Origin of the sequence: Microterricola pindariensis (genome assembly GCF_002936985.1) — a bacterium.
In the GTDB taxonomy this organism is placed as follows: Bacteria; Actinomycetota; Actinomycetes; order Actinomycetales; family Microbacteriaceae; genus Microterricola; species Microterricola pindariensis.
Genome location: NZ_MPZN01000045.1, coordinates 1 through 26,516, shown reverse-complemented (window position 1 = coordinate 26,516; position 26,516 = coordinate 1). Strand labels below are relative to the sequence as shown.

Genomic DNA, 26,516 nt, shown 5'->3' with positions numbered 1-26,516 from the left:
GCGTCCCGCCTCGCGGCCGTGCGCGGCGAGGTGCTCCGCCAGCAGAACGCGTCAGAGGCCGCCGCCGAGCGCCGGGCCAAGGCGGAGCGCGACCTCGCCGAGCTGGAGGCCGCCGCCGAGCAGGACGAGGCCAGCGAGACCGACCTTGACGAGGCCTACGAGCTCGCCCAGGCCGAGGTGACCCGGGCCGAGGCCGAGATCGAGCGGCTCCGCGACGAGCTGCACGGCGCCGAGCGCGAGAAGGACGCCCTCGCCGCCAAGGTCAGCGCCCTCTCCCGGGCCCTCGAGCGCAGCGACGGCTCCGCCGACCTGATCGCGGCCGGCCTCGGCGGCGTGCGCGGCATCGTCGCCGAGAACGTGCACGTCGTGCCCGGCTTCGAGGCGGCCATCGCCGCCGCCCTCGGCACCCTCGCCGACGCGATCCTGGTCGAGAGCAGCGCCGCGGCGCACGCCGCCGTCGACCACGCCGCCGCCCACGGGCTCGGCCGGGTCGAACTCGTGATCGCCGAACCGGATGCCGGCCAGGGGAGCGCGGGCGAGGGCCCGAGCTGGCCCGGCCTGCCCGGCATCACCGCCCCGGCATCCGTCGTCACCGCCCCGCCCGGCGTGCAGGGCGTGCTCGCGCACGTCGTGATCGCCGACGACCTGGCCACCGCCCGTGCCGCGGCGCCGCAGCTGGCCGCCGCCTCCACCGGCGCCCCCGTCACCGTCGTCACCCGCGCCGGCGAGGTGCTCACCGAGTATGTGCTCCGCGGCGGATCCGGCGGGGAGCAGGGCCGTATCGAGCTCATCGCCGAGCGGGATGCCGCGGCGGACCGGCTCGGCGAGCTGGGCTCGCTCATCGAGCGCGCCCGCTACACCCTCACCGAGCAGCGAGCAGGCCACCAGACCGCGAAGTCACAGGCCCAGGCCGCCCTCGCCGCGCTGCGCGAGTTCGACTCCGCCCTCGCCGCGCAGACCGAGCGGCTGAACCGCGCCCGCGTGCAGGCGGAGGCGTCCGTCGCCGAGTTCGACCGGCTCGGCAAGGCGCTCGAGCTGGCCGCCGGCCGGGTCGGTGAGGCGGAGGCCGCCGCCGAGAAGGCCAAGGCCGAGCTGGACACCGCCCGTTCCCGGCCCCGACCGCTGCTGGACGCGAGCGCCCGCGCCGCGCTCCACACCGAGCTGGAACAGGCCAGGGAGGCCGAGATCGAGGCCAGGCTCGGCCTGGAGACGGCGCGCGAGCGGGTGCGGGCCGAGCAGGCCCGCGGCGAGGCCCTGGCCAGACGGCGCGAGCAGGAGCGCGCCGCAGCGGAGGAGGCGGCGCGCCTGGCCGTCATCCGCCGCCGCCAGGTGGACGCGGCCAGCGCCGTCGTCGCCGCGCTGCCCGTCATCCTCGCCTCCGTCGACGCCTCCGTCGCCGAGGCCCGGCTCGAGCTGACCACGGCCGAGGCCAAGCGGGCCACCGAGAACGAGGAGCTCGCGACGCTCCGGCGCGAGGAGCTGGCCCTCCGCGAACGGCTCAGCGTGATCACCGAGAACGTGCACGGGCTCGAGCTGGCCATCTACGAGAAGAAGCTGCACCTCTCCAGCCTGCTGGAGCGCGCCTTCTCCGAGCTGGGGCTGGACGAGCAGGTGCTCGTCGACGAGTACGGGCCGGAGGTCGAGATCCCCGCCGAGACCGAGGATGGCGAACCCGGCCGCTTCGACCGGGCCGTGCAGCAGCGCCGGCTGGAGAAGGCCGAGCGCACCTTCGCGCAGCTCGGCCGGGTCAACCCGCTCGCCCTCGAGGAGTTCGCCGCGCTCGAGCAGCGGCACCTCTTCCTCAGCGAGCAGCTCACCGACCTCACCAAGACCCGCGCCGACCTGCTCAGCATCATCGAGGAGATCGACGAGAAGATGCAGACCATCTTCGCCGCCGCCTTCGAGGACACCAAGGAGGCGTTCGGCCAGGTGTTCCCCGTGCTGTTCCCGGGCGGAACGGGCAGTATCTCCCTGACCAACCCGGACGACATGCTCACCACCGGCATCGAGGTCTCCGTCAAGCCGGCCGGCAAGAAGATCGAGCGGCTCTCCCTGCTCTCCGGCGGGGAGCGCTCGCTGGCCGCCGTCGCGCTGCTCATCGCGATCTTCAAGGCGCGGCCCAGCCCGTTCTACATCATGGACGAGGTGGAGGCGGCGCTCGACGACGCGAACCTCGGCCGCCTGCTGACGATCTTCCAGGACCTGCGCGAGACCAGCCAGCTCATCGTCATCACGCACCAGAAGCGCACCATGGAGATTGCCGACGCCCTCTACGGCGTCTCGATGCGGCAGGACGGCGTCTCCGCCGTCGTCGGCCAGCGCATCAGCACCGAGCCGGAGGAACGCGCAGGCTAGTCGTCTTCGGGCACCGGGTCTCGATACGGCCCTGGCGGGCCTACTCGACCAGCGGGGTGTCCGTTGGTCGAGTAGCGAGGAACGAGCGTATCGAGACCTCGCACCCGGCACGGTTTCCGGTTGGAAGCCGGGTCTCGATACGGCCCTGGCGGGCCTACTCGACCAGCGGGTGCTTGCGACCTAGGCCACGCTCCGCCCCGTGTGCCCCCGTTGGTCGAGTAGCGAGGAACGAGCGTATCGAGACCTCGCACCCGGCACGGTTTCCGGGTGGAAGCCGGGTCTCGATACGGCCCTGGCGGGCCTACTCGACCAGCGGGATGTCCGTTGGTCGAGTAGCGAGGAACGAGCGTATCGAGACCTCGCACCCGGCACGGTTTCCGGCCGCTCGCCGCCGAGCCGGACGGGCGCCAGCTAGCCGGCCGTCGTCGCCAACCGCACCGTGTTGCCCCACGGGTCCTGAGCGCTGAGCGCGCCGTCCTCCCGCTGGTACGGCACGCCGGCGCCGGCCAGGCGGGCCGCCGCGGCATCCAGCTCGGCGCCGTCGGCGAGGATGACGGTGAACTCGCGCAGCCCGAGGCTGGCCCCGCGCACCCCGGCCCCTGCGCTGTTCCAGGTGTTAGCGGCGAGGTGGTGGTGGTAGCCGCCGGCCGACATGAACAGGGCGCCGTCCGTCTCGCTCGTCACGTCGAAGCCCAGCACGTCGACGTAGAAGGCGCGTGCGGCGCCCAGCTCGCCGACCCGGAGGTGCACGTGCCCCATCGTCGGCTCGGCCGCGGAGAGCGCGGGGTCGAGGTTGTCGGCGATGAACTGGTTCGGGTCCAGGGCGGCGGAGCCCATGGTGACGCGGCCGTCGACCCACTCCCAGTCCGCGCGCGGGCGGTCCATGTACAGCTCGACGCCGTTGCCGTCCGGGTCGCCGATGTAGAACGCCAGGCTCACCGCGTGGTCGGCGCTGCCCTGGTAGCTGGAGGGGGCCTGCTGCGCGACGCCGGTCAGCGCGCCGGCGAGGGACGCCGCATCCGGGTACAGTATCGCCGAGTGGTACAGGCCGGCGCCCGTCGGCGTGTCCGCGGGGGAGTCCGGGTCGTTGACCAGCCGGATCAGCTCCTCGCCCGGTCGGCCGAGCGAGACTTCTCCCTCGCTCTCGGCGAGAACGGTGAGCCCGACGGCGTCCTCGTAGAACGCCCGCATCTCGGCCAGCCTGGCCGTGTTCAACAGGACGGCGCCCATGCGGGTGTCCTCGTGCAGGATGCCGGAGCTCACCGGTCCGGACGGCTCCCCGCCGGCCGACGCGGCGGGCTGCTGCAGCAGTGCGATCGCGGCCACCCCTCCGCCGAGGGCGAGCACGAGGGCTCCCACGATGGCGATGAGCAGAGGGCGGGGCGGGCGGGCGCGGCGAAGCGGCGTGGAGGGGGAGGGCATACGCGGCCACAACGACGCCCACCCGCCGAGTATTCCGCCGCGCGCACGCCCGGGCGTCGACGGCGGCACGGGGCGGAGGCCGTCACGCCTTAAGCTGGGCGTATGGCTGAACGCACCCCCTGGTCTCTCTCTGGCGCGCTCCGCGGCATGTTCGCGAAGAAGACGATCGACGACGACACCTGGGAAGACCTCGAGGATGCACTGCTCAAGGCCGACTTCGGTCCCGATGTGACGGACGCCCTCGTCACCGAGTTGCGCGGCAAGGTCGCCAAGTACCGCACCACCGACCCGGCCGACCTGCAGCGCATGCTGCGGGAGACCATCGAGGAGCGTCTGGCGAAACTGGACTCCACCCTCAAGCTCACCGAGCGGCCCGCCATCGTGCTCGTCGTCGGCGTGAACGGCGTCGGCAAGACCACCACCATCGGCAAGTTCGCCAAGTTCCTGCGCAACTACGACCGCACCGTGCTGGTCGGCGCCGCGGACACCTTCCGCGCCGCCGCCGTCGAGCAGCTGGCCACCTGGGCCGACCGCGCCGGCGTCGGCATCGTGCGCCCGCAGATGCCGGGCCAGGACCCGGCCGCCGTCGCCTTCCAGACCATCGAGCGCGCCAAGGCCGAGGGCACAGAGATCGTCATCATCGACACCGCCGGCCGGCTGCAGACCAAGGGCGGCCTGATGGACGAGCTCGGCAAGATCCGCCGTGTCGTCGAGAAGCAGGCCCCCATCTCGGAGGTGCTGCTGGTGCTCGACGCCACCACCGGCCAGAACGGCCTCGCCCAGGCGGAGGCGTTCATCGAGCACGCCGGAGTGACCGGCCTCGTGCTGACCAAGCTCGACGGCTCCGCCAAGGGCGGCTTCGTCCTCGCGGTACAGGAGAAGACCGGCATCCCGATCAAGCTCGTCGGCCAGGGCGAGGGAATCAACGACCTGACCGGCTTCACCCCGCACGTCTTCGCCCAGAAGCTCGTCGGCTAGCGCCGGCACCAAGGAGAAACACACGCATGGCCATCGAACACGACTACTTCGGCTACCTCGGCAGCGAGAACGACGACGAGCTGTACTGGTCCGAGACCGTCGAGGTGGGCGAGCGGGATGTCGACGTCTCGCTGAGCTCGCCGGAACAGGATGACGTCGCCGAGGAATCGCTCGACATCGCCGCCGGCCTGATCGGGCAGCTCGAGAGCCTCGACTCCGACGCCCGCGAGGCCTTCGTCGGCGAGCTGTCCACCGACACCTCCAACACCATCGCCTACTTCTACCAGAGCGTCGCCGAGCTCGGCGACGAGATCCTCGACGACGCCATGAGCCGCGAGTCCGGCGACCGGCAGATCGACTTCCTGCGCTCGATGGCGCTCGTGCGGGTCAGCATCCTGCCGCACCACACCGGCGACGACGAGCCGTTCGCCCTGTTCGAGTACTCCATCGCCCCGGGGGAGAGCGACGCCGTGCTCATCGCCCGCTTCAACATCAACGCCGACGTCATCGGCACCGAGATGGCCAGCTGAGCCGGTGGGCACCGCCTTCCAGCCGCTGCCAGACCCGCGCCCCGGCGACGCCGCCTGGCCGGAGATGAACTGGCCCGTCCCGGCCGGAACGGTGCTCCGCGGCCGTGTCGTGGAGCTGGCCACCGGCGACCCGGAGCGGGATGCGCCCGGCCTGTTCGCCGCGCTCGACGACGACGCCGTCTGGGAGCACGTCGCCGGCCGGCCGCGCTCGGAGGAGGACGCGCTGGCGCGCGCCCGCGCCGCCAGCCGGCCCACCCGCCAGCCGTGGACGATGCGCACGCTCCGCGCGCACCGGGGACTCCCCGCCGGCAGCGTCATCGGATCGACCAGCTTCATCGACGTGCAGCCGGAGAACGCGAGCCTGGAGATCGGCTCGACCACGTACACGCCGGCCGTCTGGTCCGGCCCGGTCAACCCGGAGACCAAACTGCTGCTGCTCGGCTACGCCTTCGAGACTCTCGGGGCCGGCCGGGTGCAGCTGAAGACCGACATCCGCAACACCCGCTCGCAGCGCGCAATCGAGCGCCTGGGCGCCCGCTACGAGGGGGTTCTCCGCCGACACATGCGGCGGGATGACGGCACCGTGCGTGACACGGTGATGTTCTCGATCATCGCCGAGGAGTGGCCTGCGGTGCGCGAAGCGCTCACGAAACGGGTCGCTGCCGCCGTGGCGGCAGAAGAGGGCTCCGCGCTCAACTAAACTGTCAGCACCATGGCTACATTTGGAACGCTCTCCGACCGGCTTGCCGAGACCTTTAAGAACCTGCGCACGAAGGGCAAGCTCTCCGCTGCCGACGTCGACGGCACGGTGCGCGAGATTCGCCGCGCCCTGCTCGACGCCGACGTCGCGCTCGAGGTTGTCAAGGACTTCACCGCCACCGTGCGCGAGCGCGCCCTCGGCGACGAGGTCAACAAGGCGCTGAACCCGGCCCAGCAGGTCGTGCAGATCGTCAACGAGGAGCTCATCCGCATCCTCGGCGGCTCGCAGCGCCGCCTCGAGTTCGCCAAGAAGCCGCCGACAGTCATCATGCTGGCCGGCCTCCAGGGTGCAGGCAAGACCACCCTCGCCGGCAAGCTGGCCAAGTGGCTGGCCAAGGACGGGCACACCCCGCTGCTGGTCGCGAGCGACCTCCAGCGCCCCAACGCCGTCACCCAGCTGCAGGTCGTCGGCGAGCAGGCCGGCGTTCCGGTCTTCGCCCCCGAGCCCGGAAACGGCGTGGGCAACCCGGTCAAGGTCGCCAAGGACGGCGTCGCCTGGGCCAAGCAGAAGCAGCACGACGTCGTCATCGTCGACACCGCCGGCCGCCTCGGCGTCGACGCCGAGCTGATGAAGCAGGCCTCCGACATCCGCAAGGCCATCGACCCCGACGAGGTGCTCTTCGTCATCGACGCCATGATCGGTCAGGATGCCGTCGCAACCGCCAAGGCGTTCCAGGACGGCGTCGACTTCACCGGCGTCGTGCTCTCCAAGCTCGACGGCGACGCCCGCGGTGGCGCGGCCCTCTCCGTGGCCTCGATCACCGGCCGCCCGATCATCTTCGCCTCCACCGGTGAGGGGCTGGACGACTTCGAGCCGTTCCACCCCGACCGCATGGCCAGCCGCATCCTCGACCTCGGTGACATCCTCACCCTGATCGAGCAGGCGCAGTCGGCCTTCGACGAGGACGAGGCCCGCGCGGTCGCCGAGAAGTTCGCGACCGACAGCTTCACGCTCGACGACTTCCTCAAGCAGATGCAGCAGCTGCGCAACATGGGCTCCATCAAGAAGATGATGGGCATGCTGCCGGGCGCCGGCGCCATGAAGCAGCAGCTGGAGAACTTCGACGAGCGCGAGATCGTGCGCACCGAGGCCATCATCCAGTCGATGACCAAGGCCGAGCGCGTCAACCCCAAGCTGCTCAACGGCTCGCGCCGCCTCCGCATCGCCAAGGGTTCCGGCATGAGCGTCACCGACGTGAACCAGCTGGTCAGCCGCTTCGAGCAGGCAGCCAAGATGATGAAGACGGTCGCCAAGGGTGGCATGCCGCAGGTTCCCGGCATGGGCCCGATCCCCGGCGGCGGCTTCGGTCGCGGCAAGGCGCAGCAGGCCAAGAAGAAGGGCTCCAAGTCCGGCAACCCGGCCAAGCGGGCCGCGGAGAACGCGGCCATCGCGACCGGCGTGAAGCCCGGCGTCGCGGCCCCGAGCGGCTCCGGCTTCGGCCTCGGCGGTGCCCCGGCGCCCAGCGAGGAAGACCTCGCAAACTTCCAGAAGCTGCTGGGCAAGGGCTAGGAGTGCAGGCGGCTGCGGTGCCCGCACGGCGGGTTCGACTCGGCGTGCAGCTGGCGCCGCAGCACGCCCAGTACGGCACGATCCGGGACACCCTGGCCGAGATCGAGGATCTCGGCGTCGACATCGCCTTCAACTGGGACCACTTCTTCCCGCTCTCCGGCGACAGGAACGGCCTGCACTTCGAGTCGTGGACGATGCTGGCCGCCTGGGCCGAGCAGACCAGCCGGATCCAGTTCGGGGCGCTGGTCAACTGCAACAGCTACCGCAACGCCGACCTGCAGGCCGACATGGCGCGCACCGTCGACCACATCAGCGCCAGGGGCGGCGACAGCGGCCGCTTCATCTTCGGAACCGGCTCCGGCTGGTTCGAGCGTGACTACGAGGAGTACGGCTACGAGTTCGGCACCGCTGGCAGCCGGCTGAACGCCCTCTCCGGCGCGCTGCCGCGCATCCGCGCCCGGTGGGGCCGGCTGAACCCGCCGCCCACCCGCGACATCCCGGTGCTGATCGGCGGCGGAGGCGAGAAGAAGACGCTGCGCATCGTTGCAGAGCACGCCGACATCTGGCACTCCTTCAGCGCCCCGGCCGTGCTCGAGCACAAGCTCGGCGTGCTGGGGGACTGGTGCGGCCAGGTCGGCCGCGACCGGTCAGAGATCGAGGTCTCCGTCGAGGTCAAGGCGCGGAGCCACGCGGATGCCGACGAGCTGCATGCCCTCGGCGCGACGCTGTTCACCCTCGGCATCAGCGGGCCGGGCTACGACCTCGCCCCGGTGCGCGACTGGCTCGCCTGGCGCGACGAGAAGAACTCCGCGCTCTGACGCATTCGCTCTGACGCATTCGCTCTGACGCACGCCCTCGGGCACGCGCCCCCTGGCGCACGCCCTCTGCCGAACCGGGTCTGGCTGAACGCCGCCTCCGCGCCTTAGACTCCGAGCACGGCAACGTTGCGCAGGGACGGGGACACAGTGGACGACGAATCGGGGCGCGCCCCACAGGATCCGACATCCTCCGGGCAGCCGGCGGCGGCATCCGCCCCGCCACCCCCGCCATCGCCCCCGCGAGCCGCCCCGGCCGCAGCGGACGGCAAGCCGTTCTTCTCCCGGCCGGGCGCCCTGCTCGGCGGCGCCCTGGTGCTCGGCCTCGTCGGGGGACTCCTCGGCGGCTACCTCGGCCAGCTGGGCGGGTCCGCGACGGAGCCGGCCGGCGTGGCGACGTCCGAGCCCTCCGGGGCGCCCGTCGCATCCGGGGGAACGGACAGCCAGGGCTTCTGCGACGCCGAGGCGGTGGCGAACGCCGTGCTGCCCTCCGTCGTGACCATCAACGTGGTCAGCGAGACCGGCGGCGGCGTCGGCACCGGCTCGATCATCCGCGATGACGGCTACATCCTGACCAACAACCACGTCGTCGCCGACGCCGTCAGCGGCGCGCGGATCGTCGTCACGTTCAGCAACGGCCAGCAGGCCTCCGCCTCGCTCGTCGGGCGGTCCCAGCAAGCCGACATCGCCGTCATCAAGGTCGAGGCCGGCGAGACGCTGCCGACCATCACGACGGGCGACTCCGACGAGGTGGCGGTCGGCCAGCCCGTCGTCGCGCTCGGCGCCCCGCTCGGCCTGTCCGGCTCCGTCACGGCCGGCATCGTCAGCGCCCTCGGCCGCGACGTGCCCGTCCCGGCGGATGACGGCTCGACGGCCGTCCTGGCCGGCGCCATCCAGACGGATGCGGCCATCAACCCGGGCAACTCCGGCGGCGCCCTCGTCGACTGCGACGGCGAGCTGATCGGCGTGAACTCGGCGATCGCCACCGTCCCCAACGCGGCCGGGCAGACCGGCGGCGGCAGCGTCGGCATCGGCTTCGCCGTGCCGATCAACCTGGCCATCTCGCTGGCCGAGCAACTGATCGAGACCGGGAACGTCAGCTACCCGTACCTCGGCATGCAGGTCGTCGTGATCCCGCAGGACGTGGCGGCGCAGTTCAACACCGCGCCGGGCCTCTACGTCGAGGGCGTCACCGCGGGCGGCCCGGCCGAGCAGGCCGGCATCCAGACCGGCGACATCATCACGGCGCTCGACGGGGAGCCGGCCACCAGCGCGGCCGTGCTGACCAAACTCAAGCTGACCAAGAAGGTGGGCGACACCGTCGAGGTCGACTACCTGCGCGGGACGGAGACCGGCAGCACGACGCTGACGCTCAGCGAGACGCCGTAGCGGCTCCCCGCGGCGGCGGTGCCGGCCGGGAGCTACTGGCCGCGGAGCTACCGGCCGCGGAGCTACCGGCCGCGGAGTTGCCGGCCGCGGAGTTGCCGGCCGCGGCGCTACTGGCCGCGGAGCTCGCGGGCGAGTGCGGCGACCACCGCCCGCAGGTCGCCGCCGGCCGCCTCGGCGGTGCGCAGCTGCCGCTGGTAGCTGGCGCCGTGCTCGAGGATCGCGAGCACCGAGGCGAGCTCGTCCGGGCAGCCGAGGTCCGCCGCGATCGGGGCCAGCTCCAGGGCCAGGCGGCGCAGCTCGTCGGCGACGGGGGCCTCCCGCCCCGCCGTGTCGAGGATGATGACGGCGTCCAGCCCGTAGCGCGCAGCCCGCCACTTGTTCTCCCTGGCGTACCAGGGCTGCAGCCAGTCCAAGCTCTCGCCGGCGTCCAGCTGGCGCGACATCCGTTCGACCAGGCAGTGGATGAGCGCGGCCACCGCGCCGAGCTCCGCGGCGCTGGAGACGCCGTCGCAGGCGCGCATCTCCAGGGTGCCCCAGTGCGGCGACGGCCGGATGTCCCAGCGCACCTCGGTGTAGTCGTCGATGATGCCGGTCACGCTCATATCCCGCACGTAGCGCTCGTAGGCCGCCCAGTCGGCGAGCTCATAGGGCAGGCCGGCCGTCGGTAGCTGCTGGAACATGAGTGCGCGGTTGGAGGCGTAGCCCGTGTTCACGCCCGCCCAGAACGGGCTGGAGGCGGAGAGGGCCTGCAGGTGCGGCAGGTAGCTGCTCAGGCCGGCGAGCAGCGGGACCACCTTGTCGCGCGACTCGATGCCGACGTGCACGTGCACGCCCCAGATCATCATGTTGCGGCCCCACCACTGGGTGCGCTCGATGAGGCGCTGGTAGCGGGGCTTGTCCGTCACCTGCTGGTCGTACCACTGGCTGAACGGGTGCGAGCCGCTGCAGATCAGCTCGACGCCGCGCGGGTCGGTCACCCGGCGCACCTCGGCCAGCTGCCCCTGCAGCTCGCGCACCGCGCCGCCGACGGTGGAGTGCACCGAGGAGACCAGCTCCACCGTATTGAGCAGCAGCTCGCCGGTGATGTGCGGATGCCGTGTTCCGTCGTCGCCGGCCAGCGCGTCCAGCACCTCCGCCGCCACGCCGACGAGCTCGCCGCTCGCCCGGTCAACGAGCGCCAGCTCCCACTCGATGCCGACGCTCGAACGCGCGGACTCGGCGAAACTGATTTGCACGGGCAACACCGTTCTGGAAAGTGGTCGGGGGAGCGCTGCAATTCTGCCACGCGCCGCGGTGCCGGCATCCGCTCGGAAACTCACAGCGAAACTTTTGCCGTTCGATTGGGGAAGCGGGCCGATATCTGCAAGAATGATCTGTCGAGCACTGTTTCGTCCGACCCTCTAATCAGACTTACAGTGCCCCTTTGAGCTTTTGCCGAGTGTGCACCCCACGCTCACGGCTGTCAGTTCGCCCATTTCACAAAACACACAGGAGAATTGTGGCTGTCAAGATTCGTCTCAAGCGCATGGGTAAGATCCGCGCACCGTACTACCGCATCGTCGTTGCCGACTCGCGCACCAAGCGCGACGGCCGCGTGATCGAGGAGATCGGCAAGTACCACCCGACCGAGAACCCCTCCTTCATCGAGGTTGACTCCGAGCGTGCGCAGTACTGGCTGAGCGTCGGCGCACAGCCGACCGAGCAGGTTGCCGCCCTCCTCAAGCTGACCGGCGACTGGGGTCGCTTCAAGGGCGACAAGAACGCCGTCAGCACCGTCCAGGTGAAGGAGCCCAAGGCTGCCTTCGTCGCCGACGAGAAGAAGAAGCCGGTTCTGAAGCCCAAGGCCGAGAAGCCTGCCGCCAAGGAAGAGGCTCCGGCTGAAGAGACCACCGAGGCTCCCGCAGCGGACGAGCAGGCCTAGTCTTGCTCGCTCCCGCTTTGCAGCACCTCGTCAAGGGGATCGTTGATCACCCGGACGACGTGCAGGTTGTGGCCAAGAGTTCTGCCCGCGGCGACGTCCTCGAGATTCGTGTGAATCCCGAGGACCTCGGCCGGGTGATCGGTCGCGCCGGACGCACCGCCAAGGCCCTGCGCACCCTCGTGGCCGCGCTGGCCGACGGCAAGCGCGTTCGCGTCGACGTTGTTGACACTGACTTCTAAAGTGAGTGACGACAGCGAAGCGCGCCGCACGCAACTGCGGGTTGGGCGCCTGACCAAGGCGCACGGCCTCAAGGGTGCAATCAAGCTGGAGCTTTTCACGGACGACCCGGGGCGACGTTTCGTCCCGGGCGCCGTGTTCTCCTTGCAGGTTCCCACGGAATCCCCGTGGCACGGCAAGACCATCGAGCTGGCCGAGCTGCGCTGGTACAACAGCCACCCCGTCGGCTTCTTCGTCGGCGTTCCCGACCGCTCAGCGGCCGAGAGCCTGGCGAAGGCGATCCTCTGGATCGACCAGGACGACACCGAGTCGCCCGATGAGGAAGACGCCTGGTACGACCACCAGCTCGTCGGCCTGGCCGTCGTGCGCGACGGAGTCACGGTCGGCAAGGTTGCTCGCATCGAGCACTTCCCGGCCCAGGACCTGATCATCGTGAAGACGCCGAACGGCGAGGTCATGGTGCCCTTCGTGAAGGCCATCGTCTCGGCGGTCGACGTCGAGGCCGGCATCGTCACGGTGACGCCCCCGACCGGTCTCTTCGAAGAGATCCCGGAGAGCGAGATCCCAGAGAACGAGACCCCGGAGAGCGAGACCCCGGATGACGAGGCGGCAGCGGCCGCGGAGTCGGACGAGGCTCAGGGCCCGACCGAGTAGCACCTCTCACCAGAGCCCCCAGAAACACGCTGAAACGGCGACGCGGTCCTCCGCGTCGCCGTTTCTGTTCCCGCACACCCCTGTCGGCACACGCTCGTCGGCACGCCCTCCTAGGATTGAACAATGCGCATCGACATCGTCACGATTTTCCCCGAGTTCTTCGATGTGCTCGACATCTCGCTGCTCGGCAAGGCCCGCGCCAACGGCATCATCGAGCTCGGCGTGCACAACCTGCGCGACTTCACCCACGACCGCCACCACACCGTCGACGACACCCCCGCAGGCGGCGGGGCCGGCATGGTAATGAAGCCGGAGCCGTGGGGCGAGGCGCTGGACTCCGTGCTCGAGGACGGCGCAGCGGACCCGATCATCATCTTCCCCTCGCCGGCCGGCGTGCCCTTCGACCAGAAGATGGCCCGCGAGCTCGCCCATGAGGAGCAGATCGTCTTCGGCTGCGGCCGCTACGAGGGCATCGACCAGCGTGTCTTCGACCACTACGCCGAGAACGGGCGCGTGCGCCTGGTCAGCCTGGGCGACTACGTGCTGAACGGCGGCGAGGTGGCCGTGATGGCCATGATCGAGGCCATCGGCCGGCTGATCCCCGGCGTCGTCGGCAACCCGGAGAGCCTCGTCGAGGAGTCCCACGAGGACGGCCTGCTCGAGTACCCGAGCTACACCAAGCCGGCGCTCTGGCGTGAGCGCGAGGTGCCGCCGGTGCTGCGCAGCGGCGACCACGGGGCGATCGCCCGCTGGCGCCGGGAGCAGCAGATCGAGCGCACGCGCCGCGTGCGCCCCGACCTGCTGCCGCCCGAGCTCTAGCGGCGGACCGCACGCGCTCGCGGACGCCGCACGCGCTCGCGGACGCCGCACGCGCTCGCGGACGCCGCACGCGCTCGCGGCCCTCGAAATATCTCGCGGCCCCCGACATGTCGAGGGCCGCGAGACTTTTCGGGGGCCGCGACGGCCGGGTGCTCAGCGAGGCGTGCTCAGCGGGGCCTGCTCGCCGGACCGGCGGCCACTGACTTGGCGGGGCCGCTAGTCGCGTGCGGTCAGGATGCGCGGGCCGTCCTCGGTGATGGCGACGGTGTGCTCCATGTGCGCGCCGCGGGACCCGTCGGCGCTCCGCAGCGTCCAGCCGTCGGCATCCGTCACGATGCGGTCGGTCGTGTGCAGGAACCACGGCTCGATCGCGATGACGAGGCCCGGGCGCAGCGGCAGGCCGCGGTTCGGGCGGCCGTCGTTCGGCACGTGCGGGTCGCCGTGCATCGTCCGGCCGACGCCGTGGCCGCCGAAGTCGGTGTTGATCGTGTAGCCGTCGCCGTGCCCGACGGCGGCGATCGCGGCGGAGATATCGCCGATCTTGTTGCCGGGCTGGGCGGCGGCGATGCCGGCCGCCAGGGCGCGCGTCGTGGTGTCGATGAGGGCCAGGTCCTCCTCGCGCGGGGTGCCGACCACGATCGAGAGCGCGGAGTCGCTCACCCAGCCGTTGACGGATGCCGCGAAGTCCAGGCTCAGCAGGTCGCCGTCCCGCAGCGCGTAGTCGTGGGGGAGCCCGTGCAGCACCGCGTCGTTCACCGAGGTACAGATGACCTTGCCGAACGGGCTCGCGCCGAAGCTCGGGTGGTAGTCGATGTAGCAGCTCTCGGCGCCGGCCTCGCGGATCATGTCGTGGGCGAGTCGGTCCAGCGCCAACAGGTTGACGCCCACCTTCGCGGCGGCGGCGGTCGCGGTGAGCACGCTCGCCACGAATTTGCCCGCCGGGGCCATCTGCTCGATCTCGGCCGGGGTGCGCAGCTCAATCATGGGCCGTCCTCTCTGTACTGCCTCCATTCTCCCTCAGCGAACGTGGGGTACGCGCCCAGCCTCGCGGCGTTACGCTGAGCACGTGAATACCGCTTCCACGCTCGTCCGCCGGGCGTTCTACTACTGGCAGTTCATCGCCGTGTTCGTGCTGCCCGCCTGGCTGTTCGTCGGCTGGGGCCTCTACGGGGGCAGCGGCTGGGGCTTCCTCGGCCTGCTGATCATGGCGCCCATCGTCTTCATCGGCCTGCTCGTGATCGCCCTCATCATCTTCGCCAGGCCCCCGGTGCGGCGCGTCCGTGCGGTGTCCTGGAAGGACGTCGCCCTCCTCGTCGTGCTGCACGGCGCGATCATCGGGCTCGGCTTCTTCGGCGATTCGGCCACCTGGTTCCTGGTGCTCGCGATCGCCGCCGCCATCGCCGGCTTCTGGCTCACCCTGTGGGAGCTGGTCACCGAGGGCGCGCGCAGCATGAAGGACACGATGGACGCCTTCGAGCAGGCGGCGCGGATGCCGGAGCAGCCGGCCCCGCACCTGCCCGGCCAGGGCGCTCAGGGGCCGAGCGCCGCCCCGAAGCCGAAGCCGGGGGACGACCCAGAGGTGATCGTGATCCATGAGGTGCGCGACTAGCCCGGCCGCGGCATCCGGCCCCCGTTTTGGCGTGCGTGCCCCGCGCGTGCCACAATTGACGATTGTGCTGCATCACGGCTCTGCCTCCGGGGAGCCAGCGACACACCCTCGGGTGTGAGCGCAGGGCAGCACATTCATTGACCGAAACCTATTTTCAGTGTTCGACCGGATGCGGGCACAGAGAGCGAACATCATGCAGATCCTCGACGCAGTCGATGCAGCATCCCTCAAGTCGGACATCCCCGACTTCCGCGCCGGTGACACCGTCAAGGTGCACGTGAACATCATCGAAGGCACGCGCGCGCGTGTCCAGATCTTCCAGGGCGTCGTCATCGGCCGCTCCGGCGACGGTGTCCGCGAGACCTTCGCGGTTCGCAAGATCAGCTTCCAGGTCGGCGTCGAGCGTACCTTCCCGGTGCACTCCCCGGTCATCGAGAAGATCGAGGTTGTGACTCGCGGTGACGTGCGTCGCGCCAAGCTTTACTACCTGCGGGAGCTCCGCGGCAAGAAGGCGAAGATCAAGGAGAAGCGCGACTTCTCGTAAGTCACGCACATCTTGTCTTGAGCCTCCCGCCCTTACACTGGGTCGGGGGGCTCAAGCATTTAAATGACAGACACACTGCATTCACCTACACCTTCGATTACGGGCGGCAATGACTGACACGAGCCAGGAGCTGCGCCGCGACCGCAGGCCATCGCGAGGATCTCGGCGCAAGCGGGGCGTTCTGTTGTTCCTGCGCGACCTGCTGATCATCTTCGTCATCGCGATCATGGTCTCCTTCGTGGTCAAGACCTTCCTGATCCGCTCCTTCTTCATCCCGTCCGAGTCGATGCGGGAGACACTGCAGGTGCACGACCGGATCATCGTGAACCAACTGGTGCCCGATGTCGTCCCGGTCGAGCGCGGCGACGTCGTCGTGTTCCAGGACCCGGGCGGCTGGCTGGCGCCGTCGACGCCGATCGAGCAGAACCCGATCGTCGCCAGCGTCGACTGGCTGCTCTCGCTGGTCGGGCTCTCCGCCCCGGACAGCAACGACCACCTGATCAAACGCGTCATCGGGCTGCCCGGCGACCACGTCCAGTGCTGCAACGCCCTCGGCCAGATGAGCGTGAACGGCGTGCCGCTGGACGAGTCGCCCTACGTCACGCTGCCCGTCGGCGACAGCCGCGTCTCCCGCGACGACTTCGAGGCGACGGTCCCGGCCGGGTCGCTCTGGGTGATGGGCGACAACCGCTACAACTCCAAGGACTCCCGCTACAACGGCGAGACGCCCGGCAAGGGCTTCGTCCCGATCGACAACGTCGTCGGCCGTGCGTTCGTGGTCAGCTGGCCGCTCTCGCACTGGGCCTGGCTGGACAACTATCCCGGCGTCTTCGCCGGTGTGCCGGATTCCACGCCCAGCACCGCGCCGAGCGGCGAGGGGCGCTAGGTGGCCGTGCAGCTGCCGACGCTGGAGCTGGAGAGCGAGCTCTTCGCCCGGGACGTCCGGTTCGTGATCGGCTGCGACGAGGTGGGCCGCGGAGCGATGGCCGGGCCCGTCTCCGTCGGCATGGCCGTCATCGACGCCCAGTCCGGCACATTCCCCGACGGCCTGCGCGACTCCAAGCTGCTCAGCGAGAAGCGCCGTGAGGCGCTCGCCCCGCTGGCCGCGGCCTGGGTGCTGCACTCCGCGGTGGGTGAGGCGAGCGCCGCCGAGGTCGACGAGTTCGGCATCACCGCGTGCCTCGGCCTGGCCGGCAAGCGGGCCCTGCTCGCCCTGCACGAGTCTGGCGCCGATGTCGCGGCCAGCGTGGTGCTGCTGGACGGCTCGCAGGACTGGCTGAACCCCGCCCTTGCCTCGCCGCTGCGCGTGCAGACCCGGGTCAAGGCGGACCGCGACTGCGCGTCGGTGGCCGCGGCATCCGTCATCGCCAAGGTGCACCGCGACCGCCAGATGATCGCCGCCCACGACGCGCACCCGGCGTACGGCTGGGAGGGCAACAAGGGCTACGGCAGCCCGGCGCACATGGCTGCGATTGCCGAGTACGGGGCGACGCCGCTGCACCGGGTGTCGTGGATCAAGAGCGAGGCGCGCTGAGCGCTGCCGAAGGGCAGGCGCCGGCCCGGCAATGCCGGGCTAGGATTGAGGAACCATGGATGAAGATGAATTCGAGGACTACGACCGCGAGGTCGAGCTGGCGCTCTACCGCGAGTATCGCGACATCGTGGCGCAGTTTCAGTACGTCGTCGAGACGGAGCGCCGCTTCTACCTGGCCAACGAGGTCGATCTCGTGCGCCGCGACACGGAGCACGACTTCTACTTCGAGCTGACCATGAAGGACGTCTGGGTGTGGGATGTCTACCGCTCTGACCGCTTCGTGAAGTCGGTGCGGGTGCTGACGTTCAAGGACGTCAACATCGAGGAGCTCGCCACCAAGGAGTTCGAGCTGCCCAAGGAGCTCGCGCTCGACGAGTAGCCCTGCTGCCCGTTCCTGGGGCTGTGCCTGTTCCTGGGGCTGTGCCTGTTGTGCACAGGCTGGCGTTCCGGGCCCGTTCCGCACAGGGCTGACACGCGCTCGTTCCGCGCGCCCCCGCACCGGCACTCTGGTGTCGGAGGTGCGCGATGGCTGAACGGGATGTCCCACCCGGCGGGCGCGGCAATCAACGACTGGGCAATCAATGGCTGGGCCGCTACGGCGAGCAGCAGGCCGTGCGCTACCTGGAGTCCACCGGCTACCGGGTGCTCGAGCGCAACTGGCGGTGCAGGCACGGCGAGATCGACGTCGTCGCCGAGCTGCGCGGCCAGCTCGTCTTCGTCGAGGTGAAGACGCGCACGAGCGACGCCTTCGGCCACCCCTTCGAGGCCATCACCGCCGCCAAGCTGCGCCGGATGCACGTGCTGGCGCGGCTCTGGTGCGCGGCCCACCCCGGCGCGACGGGCTCGGTGCGGCTGGACGTGATCGGCGTCCTCGCCCCCGGCGGGTCCCTCCCGCGCATCGAGCACCTCGAGGGCGTGCACGCGTGAGGGTCGTCGGCCGCACCCGCGCCATCGCGCTGCTCGGCCTGAGCGGCGCCATCGTCGAGGTCGAGGCGGACATCTCGGCCCAGCTGCCCAAGATCGTGCTGATCGGGCTGCCGGACACGGCGCTGCAGCAGGCCACGCACCGGGTGCGGGCGGCCGCGGCGAACGCGGGCATCCCGCTCTCGCCCATGGCGATCACCGTCAACCTCTCGCCGGCCTCGCTGCCCAAGCACGGCAGCGGCTTCGACCTGGCCATCGCGCTGGCCTGCCTGGCGGCGGCCGGCGATCTGGACGGGGCGTCGATCGGGCGGGTCGTGCACATCGGCGAGCTGGCCCTGGACGGGCGCCTCCGCCCGGTGCCCGGCATCCTGCCCGCGGTGATCGCCGCCCGCCGCGCCGGCTGCGACACCGTGATGGTGCCGAGCGCGAACGTCGCGGAGGCCGCGCTGGTGCCCGGCATCCGGGTGCTCGGCATGCCCGGGCTGCGCGATGCGGCGATCTGGCACGGCGGCAACTTCGAGCCGATCCCGCTCGAGGCCATCGAGCTGGCGCAGGCCGCGGCGCACCCGGCCGTGCTCGCCCAGGAGCCGGACATCGCCGACATCGTCGGGCAGGATGCCGCCGTGCTCGCCCTGCAGGTGGCGGCGGCCGGCGGCCATCACGCCTTCCTGCTCGGGCCGCCCGGCGCCGGCAAGACGATGCTCGCCGAGCGGCTGCCCGGGCTGCTGCCAGACCTCGACGAGCAGGCGTCGCTGGAGGTCAGCAGCATCCGCTCGCTCAGCGGGCTCGGTGTCGGCGGCGCGCTCAGCAACAGGCCGCCGATCGAGAGCCCGCACCACACCGCCACCGCGGCGGCGATGGTCGGCGGCGGCTCCGCCGTGATCCGGCCCGGTGCGGCCGTGCGCGCCGGGCACGGGGTGCTGTTCTTGGACGAGGCGCCCGAGTTTCAGACGGCGGTGCTCGACGCGCTGCGGCAGCCGCTCGAATCCGGGGTGATCAGCATCCACCGCGCCAACGCGGTCGCCCACTTCCCGGCCCGTTTCCAACTGCTGCTGGCGGCCAACCCGTGCCCGTGCGGGCAGTTCGGAGTGGAGGGCGGGGACTGCACCTGCCCGCCGAACACGAGGCGGCGCTACCTCGCCCGGCTCTCCGGGCCGCTGCTGGACCGCATCGACATCCAGCTGCGGGTGCAGCGGGTGACCTCAACGCACCTGGCGCTGGCCGAGCAGCGCGCCGGCGAGCCGGGCGGCACCGTGCTGAACACCGCCACCGCCCGGCGGGCCGTCGAGCAGGCGCGGGCGAGCGCGGCGGCCCGGCTCGGCGGGACGCCGTGGGCGCTCAACAACGAGGTGCCGGGGGAGTGGCTGCGCGCCAGGGCGCGCCGCCCCGGCCGACAGGCGCTGGCCGCGCTCGACCGGGCGCTGGAACGCGGCGGCGTGACGATGCGCGGCTACGACCGGGTGCTGCGCGTCGCCTGGTCGATCGCCGACATCGAGGGTGCGGCGATGCCGGGAGCGGAGCACATCGCGCAGGCGCTCTACCTGAGACGAGGGATCTGACATGCAGAATCTGGGCATCACCGAGCGGGAGATCGCGGGCCTGCTGCCGCCGCTCCGGGCGCGCGGCGACACCGCGGCATCCGCCGGGGAGCTCGCCGAGCTCTTCGCCCGGGCGACGTGGACGGGCATCGCAGAGCCGGGGGACCGGGCGGCCGGGCTGCTCGTGACCGCGCTGGGCGCGCACCGCGCGCTGGCGGCCCTGATCGAGCGGTGGCCGGTGGAGCGCCTCCTCGCCGAGGTGGACCCGGCGGAGCGCGCCGGGCGGGGCGCGCTCGGCCGCGAGCTCAATGACGCACTGGAGCGCTGGCGCCCGCGGCTGAACTCGGCCGCCGCGGTGCGCGCGCTGCAGGGGGCCGTCCGCCTCGGCTGCCGGCTCGCCGTGCCCGGCGACGCCGAATGGCCGACCGGCGTCGACGATCTCGGCGTGCACGCGCCGCTCGCGCTCTGGTGGCGCGGCCAGCCGGAGGCGATGGCGGCCATGAGGCGCTCGTTCGCCCTGGTCGGAGCCCGGGCGGCGACCGGCTACGGGGAGCACATCACCATGGAGGCCTCGGCCGGCCTTGTCGACCGCGGCTTCGCCATCGTCTCCGGGGCGGCCTACGGCATCGACGGCACGGCGCACCGGGCCGCGCTGGCCAGCAACGGCGTCACCGTGGCGTTCCTCGCCGGCGGGCTGGACCGCTTCTACCCGAGCGGGCACGACGCGCTGCTGCACAGCATCGCCGCGACCGGGGCGGTGATCTCCGAGCTGCCGTGCGGGGCCTCGCCGACCCGGTGGAGGTTCCTGCAGCGCAACCGGCTGATCGCGACGGCCAGCCAGGCCACGGTCGTGCTGGAGGCCGGGCACCGCTCCGGCTCCCTCAACACCGCCGGGCACGCGGCGGCGGCCGGTCGCCCGCTCGGCGCGGTCCCCGGCCCGGTGACGAGCCCGGCCTCCGCCGGCTGCCACCGGCTGCTCCGCGACTACGACGCCCGCTGCGTGACGAATGCGGCCGAGATGGCCGAACTGCTGGAGCCGGATGCCGCGGGGCCGGAGCTGAGCTCGGCGGCGAGCCCGGCCGCGGCGGGGCGCAGCCGGGTGCAGGCCACCCCCGAGCAGCTGCGCGTGCTCGACGCGCTCAGCACCCGGAGCGCGCGCGGCGTGGGCGATATCGCCGTGCGCAGCGGGATGGCGCCGAACTCCGTCATCGCCACGCTGGGCGTGCTGGAGCTGGAGGGCCGGGCGCGGGAGGACGAGCGCGGCTGGCTGCGCCGGCAGCCCGGCTAGCCCGGTTGGCCCGGGTAGCCCGGTTGCCCCGGTCGGCCCGGCTAGCCCGGTTGGCAGGGGCGCCCGCGAGCTCCTTCCCCGCCACGTCGGGCATCAGCCCACCGACTGCACCCAGCTCCGCGGGCAGCACGACGGGCCGTCGTCGCGGTCGGAATCGCTGCGGCGGGCGCCGTTCACCGTCGTGGCCGCGTCGGTGCGCCGTCGTAAGGTGGTGACCGACGGCGTTCGAACGGTGAGGAGTCAGCATGACCGGCATCCAGATGGGGCAGTACCCGCCCGCGCAGTTCGTGATCGCGCACCTCAGCGACACGCACTTCCTGGGCGTGGATGCCGCCGGCAGCCCCCGGCCGCTCTACGGCCGGGTCGACACGGACAGCCAGGCCGCGGCCGCGATGCGCAGGCTCCGCGGCCTGGGGGTGCCGCTGGACGCCATAGTCGTCACCGGTGACATCGCCGACCTCGCGGAGGTCGCCGCCTACCGGCGGGTGCGCGCGCTGGTCGAGCCCGTCGCGGACGAGCTCGGCGCCACACTCGTCTGGGTGATGGGCAACCACGACGAGCGGTCGGCGTTCCGCCGCGAACTCCTGCGTGGGGCCCCACCCGCCGGGGACGTGCCGGTCGACAAGGTCGACGACGTCCGCGGGCTGCGCATCATCACCCTGGACAGCACCGTCCCCGGCTACCACCACGGCGAGATCACGCCAGAACAGCTGGACTGGCTGCGCGGCGTGCTGGCGACCCCCGCCCCGCACGGCAGCATCCTGGCCCTGCACCACCCGCCGATCCCGACTCCGCTCGCGGCAATGACGGTGCTCGAGCTGCAGCAGCAACAGGCGCTCGCCGACGTCATCCGGGGCAGCGACATCCGCGCCATCCTGGCCGGCCACCTGCACTACTCCAGCACCAGCCTGTTCGCAGGCGTCCCCGTCTCCGTCGCGGCTGCCACCTGTTACACGATGGATGTCGCGGCCGCCGATCGGGAGCTCGTCGGCGTCAACGGCGGGCAGTCGATGAACCTCGTGCACGTGTATGCCGACCGGGTTGTGCACTCCGTCGTGCCGCTCGCTGAGGCACCGGTCGTGACCCACTTCGAGGCCGGCTTCCTCGAGCGCCTCGAGGCGCTCGACGACGCCGGGCGCCGAGAGCTCTTCTCCCGGAAGACCGCCGAGCAGCCGTGAGCGCCCCCTTCGACGAGGCGATCGAGCAGTTCGCGCTCTACCTGCGGGTGGAGCGCGGCTTCTCGCCCAACACCGAGCGGGCCTACCGGCAGGACCTCCGCTCCCTCGCGAGCTTTGCCGAGGAGCGCGGTGCGGTCGGGCCGGAGGGAGTCGACCTCGCGCTGCTGCGGGACTGGCTCTGGGTCGGCACCGAGGCGGGGCTCGCCCGCGCCAGCATCGCCCGCCGAGCCGCATCCGCCCGCGGCTTCACCGCGTGGCTGACCCGCACCGGCCGGGTCGAGAACGACCTCGGACTGCGGCTGCGCGCGCCGAAGCCCGGCCGCGCGCTGCCGCGGGTCATCGCCCAGCCGCAGATGAGCGACATCCTGGGCGGCCTGACCGCGCGGGCCGGGGAGGGCGAGCCGCAGGCCCTGCGCGACCTGGCCCTGATCGAACTGCTCTACGCCTCCGCGCTGCGCGTCTCGGAGCTCGTCGCCCTCGACGTGGACGCGCTGGACCTGGACCGGCTCACGGTGCGGGCCCTCGGCAAGGGCAACAAGGAGCGGGTGGTGCCGTTCGGCGTTCCCGCGCTCTCCGCCCTCGTCGACTACCTGCGCCGCGGCCGCCCGGTGCTGCTGCCGGGGGACGCGCCCGCCCCGCAGGCGCTCTTCCTCGGCGCCCGGGGCGGCCGGCTCGGCACCCGGGCCGTGCACACCCTCGTCGCCCGGCTCCTCGCCGAGTTGCCGGGCGGGGGGCCGGCCGGCCCGCACGCGTTGCGGCACACGGCCGCGACCCACCTGTTGGACGGCGGCGCCGACCTCCGCGCCGTGCAGGAGCTGCTCGGCCACGCCAGCCTCGGAACCACCCAGATCTACACGCACGTCTCGACCGAGCGGCTGCGCGAGAGCTACCGGACGGCGCACCCGCGCGCCTGAGCGCCGTGTCTCAGCCCACACCCGGCAGAGGCTGCCGGGGTCGTAGAGTGACCGGATGAGCTATCTCGTCGACGACTCCCGCGAACGCATCGACCCCGACTTCGTCTGGGGCGCGCTGCGCGAGGCGTACTGGGCGAAGTGGCGCAGCCGGGAGGACGTCGAGGCGCAGATCCGCGACGCCTGGCGGGTGATCGGCGTCTACGACGAGCGCACGGGGGAGCAGCTCGGCTTCGCGCGCGCGGTGTCCGACGGTCTCGGCTTCGCGTACCTTGCCGACGTCATCGTGGCCGAGGCGCACCGCGGCAACGGCCTGGGCACGAGGATCGTGCAGGCGATGATCGACGACGGCCCCGGAGCGCACTTCCGGTGGACGCTCTTCACGAGCGACGCGCACGGCCTGTACGAGAAGTTCGGGTTCACGGACCCGGGCCCGACAGCCCTCGTGCGGCCGGCCGCCGAGCGGCCGGAGCACCCGACCCAGGCGTCGCCCTCGCCCGCACGCCCCCGTTAAGGCGCGCCGCCGCGCAAGTCGTTCAGCCGCGCAAGCCGGGCAAGCCGTGCAAGCCGCGCAAGTCGTGCAGCCGTGCAGCAGTGCAGCAGTGCAGCCGTTCAGCCGAGCGGCAACAGCACGGCCCGCTGCATGCCGCCGAGCAGGAGCATCGGCGACACGTACGAGCCGCGCAGCCGCACCCCGAAGTGCAGGCATCCGCCGTCGCAGTGCCCGCCCGCCGCGATGACCCCGATCCGCTGGCCCGCTGCGACCGTGTCGCCGGCGGCCAGGTCGCTCTCCAGCGCCTCATAGGAGCTGACCAGCTCGCCGTCGTGGCGGATCGCGAGCACGGGCCGGTCGACGACGACGCCGGCGAAGGACACGCTGCCAGCGGCCGGGGCGAAGACGGCGGTGCCGACGGCCGCCTCCAGGTCGATGCCGCGGTGCCCGGCCGCATACCGGGTCGCCGGCGCCTGGAACCCGCGCACCACGATGTGCGGGAGCCCCAGCGGCCAGTCCCACCGGGCGAGCTCGCGCGCGGTCGGGTTGACGGGGCCGGAGCCCGCGGGCGCGGCGGGCGGGGGCGCGGAGGGGGCCGCGCCGGCACCGAGCGCGAGCGCGGCCAGCAGTGGGATCAGCAGCGGGATCAGCAGCACGCGGCGGTTCGATGTGGGCATGGATCGAGCCTGCCGCGGCACCCGAGCGGCCGGGATCCGGCGCCCGGATCTGTGGACAAGCGCCCGGGTTGCGGCGGTGTGCAGGGGAGGCATCGATGCTGTTAGACTTTCCCGAGCAGTGCTGTGTGCACTGACTACGCGTGCCCCTCAGGCAACACTTCCCTTCGGTCCTTACTTCGTGAGAAGCGGGTCGGTCGTGTGCCGGGCACCAGGAGTGGTGATCGACCGGTCACCACGGAAACCGAGAACAAGGAGACCGCCACCATGGCCGTCGTAACCATTCGCCAGCTGCTCGACAGCGGCGTGCACTTCGGGCACCAGACCCGCCGTTGGAACCCGAAGATGAAGCGCTTCATCCTCACGGAGCGCTCGGGCAGCCACATCATCGACCTCCAGCAGTCGCTGACCTACATCGACCGCACCTACGACTACGTCAAGGAGACGGTTGCCCACGGTGGCACCATCCTCTTCGTCGGCACCAAGAAGCAGGCTCAGGGCTCCATCGCCGAGCAGGCTCAGCGCGTCGGCCAGCCGTACGTCAACCAGCGCTGGCTCGGTGGCCTGCTCACCAACTTCCAGACGGTCAGCAAGCGCCTCGCACGTATGAAGGAGCTCGAGGAGCTCGACTTCGACGACACGACCAAGGGTTTCACCAAGAAGGAACTCCTGATCAAGAAGCGCGAGCTCGACAAGCTTCACAAGTCGCTCGGCGGAATCCGCAACCTCACCAAGACGCCTTCGGCTCTGTGGGTTGTCGACACCAAGAAGGAGCACCTCGCCATTGACGAGGCGCGCAAGCTCGGCATCCCCGTCATCGGCATCCTCGACACCAACTGCGACCCGGACGAAGTCCAGTACCCGATCCCGGGCAACGACGACGCCATCCGCTCCGTTGGCCTGCTCACGCGCATCATCGCCGACGCAGCAGCCGAGGGCCTGATCCAGCGCCACCAGAAGCCCGAAGAGGGTGCAGAGGTCGAGCCTCTCGCCGCATGGGAAGCCGAGCTTCTCCAGGCTTCTGAGACCGCCGCTGACGAGACCGCTCCTGCGCAGTCCTCCGCCGAGACCGAGAAGGTTGCCGACGTCGCGCTTGCCGCCGTCGAGGCCGACTTCGTCGAGGGTGAAGTTGCTGCGGTTGTTGCCGAGGTTGCTGCAGAAGACGCAGCCGCCGAGACCAAGTAAGGACCCCACGTATGGCTAACTTCAACATTGCCGACCTGAAGGCTCTGCGCGAGCAGCTTGGTACCGGCATGACCGACACCAAGAACGCTCTGGTCGAGGCTGAGGGCGACGTCGCGAAGGCGACCGAGATCCTGCGTCTCAAGGGTGCAAAGGGTAACGCCAAGCGTGCCGACCGCTCCACCAGCGAGGGCCTCGTCGCCGTCCAGGAGACCCCGGGCGCCGTCACGATGATCGAGCTCGCCTGCGAGACCGACTTCGTTGCGAAGAACGAGAAGTTCATCGCCCTGTCGGAGAAGGTGCTCGAGGCTGTTGCAGCCGCGGGCGCCGGCACCGTCGAGGAGGGCCTCGCGGCCCCCGTCGACGGCGGCACCGTTGCAGACCTGATCGACCAGCAGGCCGCAACCCTCGGCGAGAAGGTGGAGCTGCGCCGCGTCGTGTCTCTGACCGGCGACGCCGTTGCCGTCTACCTGCACCGCACGTCCAAGGACCTGCCGCCGCAGATCGGTGTTGTCGTCTCCTACAGCGGTGACGACGCCGAGACCGCTCGTGCGATCGCTCAGCACATCGCGATGTTCGACCCGCAGTACCTGACTCGCGACGAGGTTCCGGCCGAGATCGTCGAGAAGGAGCGCGAGATCGTCACCGAGATCAGCCGCAACGAGGGCAAGCCGGAAGCGGCTCTGCCCAAGATCGTCGAAGGCCGCCTCACCGCGTTCTTCAAGCAGGTTGCCCTGCTCGAGCAGGACTACGCTCGCGACAGCAAGATTCAGGTCAAGAAGGTACTCGAAGACTCCGGTCTGAACGTCACGGGCTTCGCCCGCTTCAAGGCCGGCGCCTAGTACGCCATGGAGGAGTCCGGATCACCGAGGTGATCCGGACTCCTTTTCTGTGCCTGAACCGTTTGGTTCAGGGGCCGCGGCCTGGTCTGAAACCACGCCGCCCTGCCCAAAGCGCAGCGCAACACACTAAGTTTTCAGATACGCACTCGGAAGGATCCACTCGCATGACTACGACGGAAAAGAAGCGCAGGGTTCTCCTCAAGCTCTCGGGCGAGGCATTCGGCGGCGGCTCGCTGGGCGTGAACCCGGATGTCGTCAGCGGCCTGGCCCGCGAGATCGCAGAAGCGGCGAAGACCGTTGAGGTCGCAATCGTCGTCGGCGGCGGCAACTTCTTCCGCGGCGCCGAGCTCTCCCAGCGCGGCATGGACCGCGGCCGGGCCGACTACATGGGCATGCTGGGCACCGTCATG

Annotated in this window: 29 protein-coding genes; 25 read left to right on the top strand and 4 right to left on the bottom strand. The window is 71.1% G+C overall.

Annotated elements, in window-relative coordinates:
* Nucleotides 1-2,355, top strand: a 2,355-nt coding sequence (locus tag GY24_RS12685; protein ID WP_104476329.1) for an AAA family ATPase, incomplete at its 5' end; no start/stop codon positions are given.
* A gap of 411 nt (nt 2,356-2,766) precedes the next feature.
* On the opposite strand, the gene GY24_RS12680 is transcribed toward GY24_RS12685, so the two are convergent.
* Entirely contained in the window at nt 2,767-3,777 is a 1,011-nt protein-coding gene (locus GY24_RS12680; RefSeq protein WP_202972945.1) for a VOC family protein, read from the bottom strand.
* A 102-nt stretch (nt 3,778-3,879) separates the two neighbouring features.
* Between GY24_RS12680 and ftsY the strand changes: the two genes are divergently transcribed.
* The 6 genes from ftsY to GY24_RS12650 all read left to right on the top strand — a co-directional run bounded on the left by ftsY (nt 3,880) and on the right by GY24_RS12650 (nt 9,758).
* Nucleotides 3,880-4,755, top strand: coding sequence for a signal recognition particle-docking protein FtsY (gene ftsY, locus GY24_RS12675; RefSeq protein ID WP_104476315.1), 876 nt, complete (start codon nt 3,880-3,882; stop codon nt 4,753-4,755).
* Between the two features lie 26 nt (nt 4,756-4,781).
* The gene (locus tag GY24_RS12670) at nt 4,782-5,285 is read left to right on the top strand and encodes a DUF2004 domain-containing protein (protein ID WP_104476313.1); all 504 of its coding nucleotides are present in this window, start codon (nt 4,782-4,784) and stop codon (nt 5,283-5,285) included.
* Between the two features lie 4 nt (nt 5,286-5,289).
* Entirely contained in the window at nt 5,290-5,985 is a 696-nt protein-coding gene (locus GY24_RS12665) for a GNAT family N-acetyltransferase (RefSeq protein ID WP_233279353.1), read from the top strand.
* Between the two features lie 12 nt (nt 5,986-5,997).
* Nucleotides 5,998-7,554: a signal recognition particle protein gene (gene ffh, locus GY24_RS12660; protein ID WP_104476311.1), complete on the top strand. Its 1,557-nt coding sequence runs from the start codon at nt 5,998-6,000 to the stop codon at nt 7,552-7,554.
* Between the two features lie 17 nt (nt 7,555-7,571).
* Nucleotides 7,572-8,372, top strand: a complete 801-nt coding sequence (locus tag GY24_RS12655) for an LLM class F420-dependent oxidoreductase (protein WP_104476323.1) — start codon at nt 7,572-7,574, stop codon at nt 8,370-8,372.
* 147 nt (nt 8,373-8,519) lie between these two features.
* A complete protein-coding gene (locus GY24_RS12650; protein WP_202972944.1) occupies nt 8,520-9,758 on the top strand; it encodes a S1C family serine protease in 1,239 nt (412 codons plus the stop codon).
* A gap of 107 nt (nt 9,759-9,865) precedes the next feature.
* Here GY24_RS12650 and GY24_RS12645 read toward each other — a convergent pair whose 3' ends face one another.
* A complete protein-coding gene (locus tag GY24_RS12645) occupies nt 9,866-10,993 on the bottom strand; it encodes a glutamate--cysteine ligase (RefSeq protein ID WP_104476319.1) in 1,128 nt (375 codons plus the stop codon).
* Nucleotides 10,994-11,256: 263 nt separating this feature from the next.
* On the opposite strand from GY24_RS12645, the gene rpsP reads away from it, so the two are divergent.
* The 4 genes from rpsP (at nt 11,257) to trmD (ending at nt 13,389) form a co-directional block, all read left to right on the top strand.
* The gene (gene rpsP / locus GY24_RS12640) at nt 11,257-11,679 is read left to right on the top strand and encodes a 30S ribosomal protein S16 (protein WP_083363584.1); all 423 of its coding nucleotides are present in this window, start codon (nt 11,257-11,259) and stop codon (nt 11,677-11,679) included.
* Nucleotides 11,680-11,681: 2 nt separating this feature from the next.
* Nucleotides 11,682-11,918, top strand: coding sequence for an RNA-binding protein (locus GY24_RS12635; protein WP_083363585.1), 237 nt, complete (start codon nt 11,682-11,684; stop codon nt 11,916-11,918).
* A gap of 1 nt (nt 11,919) precedes the next feature.
* Nucleotides 11,920-12,570 carry a ribosome maturation factor RimM gene (gene rimM, locus GY24_RS12630; protein WP_104476309.1) on the top strand — a complete coding sequence of 217 codons (651 nt, stop codon included), beginning with the start codon at nt 11,920-11,922 and terminating at the stop codon, nt 12,568-12,570.
* Between the two features lie 123 nt (nt 12,571-12,693).
* Nucleotides 12,694-13,389, top strand: a complete 696-nt coding sequence (trmD, locus tag GY24_RS12625) for a tRNA (guanosine(37)-N1)-methyltransferase TrmD (RefSeq protein ID WP_104476307.1) — start codon at nt 12,694-12,696, stop codon at nt 13,387-13,389.
* A gap of 216 nt (nt 13,390-13,605) precedes the next feature.
* Here the strand turns inward: trmD and map are convergent, their stop codons facing one another.
* On the bottom strand, nt 13,606-14,373 hold the full coding sequence (gene map, locus GY24_RS12620) for a type I methionyl aminopeptidase (RefSeq protein WP_104476305.1): 768 nt from the start codon (nt 14,371-14,373) through the stop codon (nt 13,606-13,608).
* Between the two features lie 82 nt (nt 14,374-14,455).
* On the opposite strand from map, the gene GY24_RS12615 reads away from it, so the two are divergent.
* The 11 genes from GY24_RS12615 (at nt 14,456) to GY24_RS12565 (ending at nt 23,429) form a co-directional block, all read left to right on the top strand.
* A complete protein-coding gene (locus GY24_RS12615) occupies nt 14,456-14,998 on the top strand; it encodes a hypothetical protein (protein WP_193953577.1) in 543 nt (180 codons plus the stop codon).
* A gap of 193 nt (nt 14,999-15,191) precedes the next feature.
* On the top strand, nt 15,192-15,542 hold the full coding sequence (rplS, locus tag GY24_RS12610) for a 50S ribosomal protein L19 (protein ID WP_067232134.1): 351 nt from the start codon (nt 15,192-15,194) through the stop codon (nt 15,540-15,542).
* Nucleotides 15,543-15,651: 109 nt separating this feature from the next.
* On the top strand, nt 15,652-16,428 hold the full coding sequence (lepB, locus tag GY24_RS12605; RefSeq protein WP_104476303.1) for a signal peptidase I: 777 nt from the start codon (nt 15,652-15,654) through the stop codon (nt 16,426-16,428).
* Entirely contained in the window at nt 16,429-17,076 is a 648-nt protein-coding gene (locus GY24_RS12600; RefSeq protein WP_104476301.1) for a ribonuclease HII, read from the top strand.
* Between the two features lie 55 nt (nt 17,077-17,131).
* Nucleotides 17,132-17,455 (top strand): DUF2469 family protein, encoded by a 324-nt coding sequence (locus GY24_RS12595; RefSeq protein ID WP_055833087.1) that lies wholly within the window; start codon nt 17,132-17,134, stop codon nt 17,453-17,455.
* 146 nt (nt 17,456-17,601) lie between these two features.
* On the top strand, nt 17,602-18,003 hold the full coding sequence (locus tag GY24_RS12590) for a YraN family protein (protein WP_104476299.1): 402 nt from the start codon (nt 17,602-17,604) through the stop codon (nt 18,001-18,003).
* Nucleotides 18,000-19,559 (top strand): YifB family Mg chelatase-like AAA ATPase, encoded by a 1,560-nt coding sequence (locus GY24_RS12585; protein WP_104476297.1) that lies wholly within the window; start codon nt 18,000-18,002, stop codon nt 19,557-19,559. The genes GY24_RS12590 and GY24_RS12585 overlap by 4 nt, the downstream gene beginning before the upstream one ends.
* A gap of 1 nt (nt 19,560) precedes the next feature.
* A complete protein-coding gene (gene dprA, locus GY24_RS12580) occupies nt 19,561-20,826 on the top strand; it encodes a DNA-processing protein DprA (RefSeq protein WP_104476295.1) in 1,266 nt (421 codons plus the stop codon).
* Nucleotides 20,827-21,071: 245 nt separating this feature from the next.
* On the top strand, nt 21,072-22,004 hold the full coding sequence (locus GY24_RS12575) for a metallophosphoesterase (protein ID WP_104476292.1): 933 nt from the start codon (nt 21,072-21,074) through the stop codon (nt 22,002-22,004).
* Entirely contained in the window at nt 22,001-22,918 is a 918-nt protein-coding gene (locus GY24_RS12570) for a tyrosine recombinase XerC (RefSeq protein WP_233279352.1), read from the top strand. The genes GY24_RS12575 and GY24_RS12570 overlap by 4 nt, the downstream gene beginning before the upstream one ends.
* Before the next feature lie 55 nt (nt 22,919-22,973).
* Nucleotides 22,974-23,429 (top strand): GNAT family N-acetyltransferase, encoded by a 456-nt coding sequence (locus GY24_RS12565; RefSeq protein ID WP_104476290.1) that lies wholly within the window; start codon nt 22,974-22,976, stop codon nt 23,427-23,429.
* 98 nt (nt 23,430-23,527) lie between these two features.
* Here the strand turns inward: GY24_RS12565 and GY24_RS12560 are convergent, their stop codons facing one another.
* Nucleotides 23,528-24,085, bottom strand: coding sequence for a M23 family metallopeptidase (locus GY24_RS12560; protein WP_161498736.1), 558 nt, complete (start codon nt 24,083-24,085; stop codon nt 23,528-23,530).
* A 264-nt stretch (nt 24,086-24,349) separates the two neighbouring features.
* Here GY24_RS12560 and rpsB point away from each other — a divergent pair, with 264 nt between their 5' ends.
* The 3 genes from rpsB to GY24_RS12545 all read left to right on the top strand — a co-directional run.
* Nucleotides 24,350-25,267 carry a 30S ribosomal protein S2 gene (rpsB, locus tag GY24_RS12555; protein WP_083363654.1) on the top strand — a complete coding sequence of 306 codons (918 nt, stop codon included), beginning with the start codon at nt 24,350-24,352 and terminating at the stop codon, nt 25,265-25,267.
* An 11-nt stretch (nt 25,268-25,278) separates the two neighbouring features.
* Nucleotides 25,279-26,106, top strand: coding sequence for a translation elongation factor Ts (gene tsf, locus GY24_RS12550; protein WP_083363655.1), 828 nt, complete (start codon nt 25,279-25,281; stop codon nt 26,104-26,106).
* A gap of 164 nt (nt 26,107-26,270) precedes the next feature.
* On the top strand, nt 26,271-26,516 hold a 246-nt coding region (locus GY24_RS12545), incomplete at its 3' end, for an amino acid kinase family protein (RefSeq protein WP_456080962.1).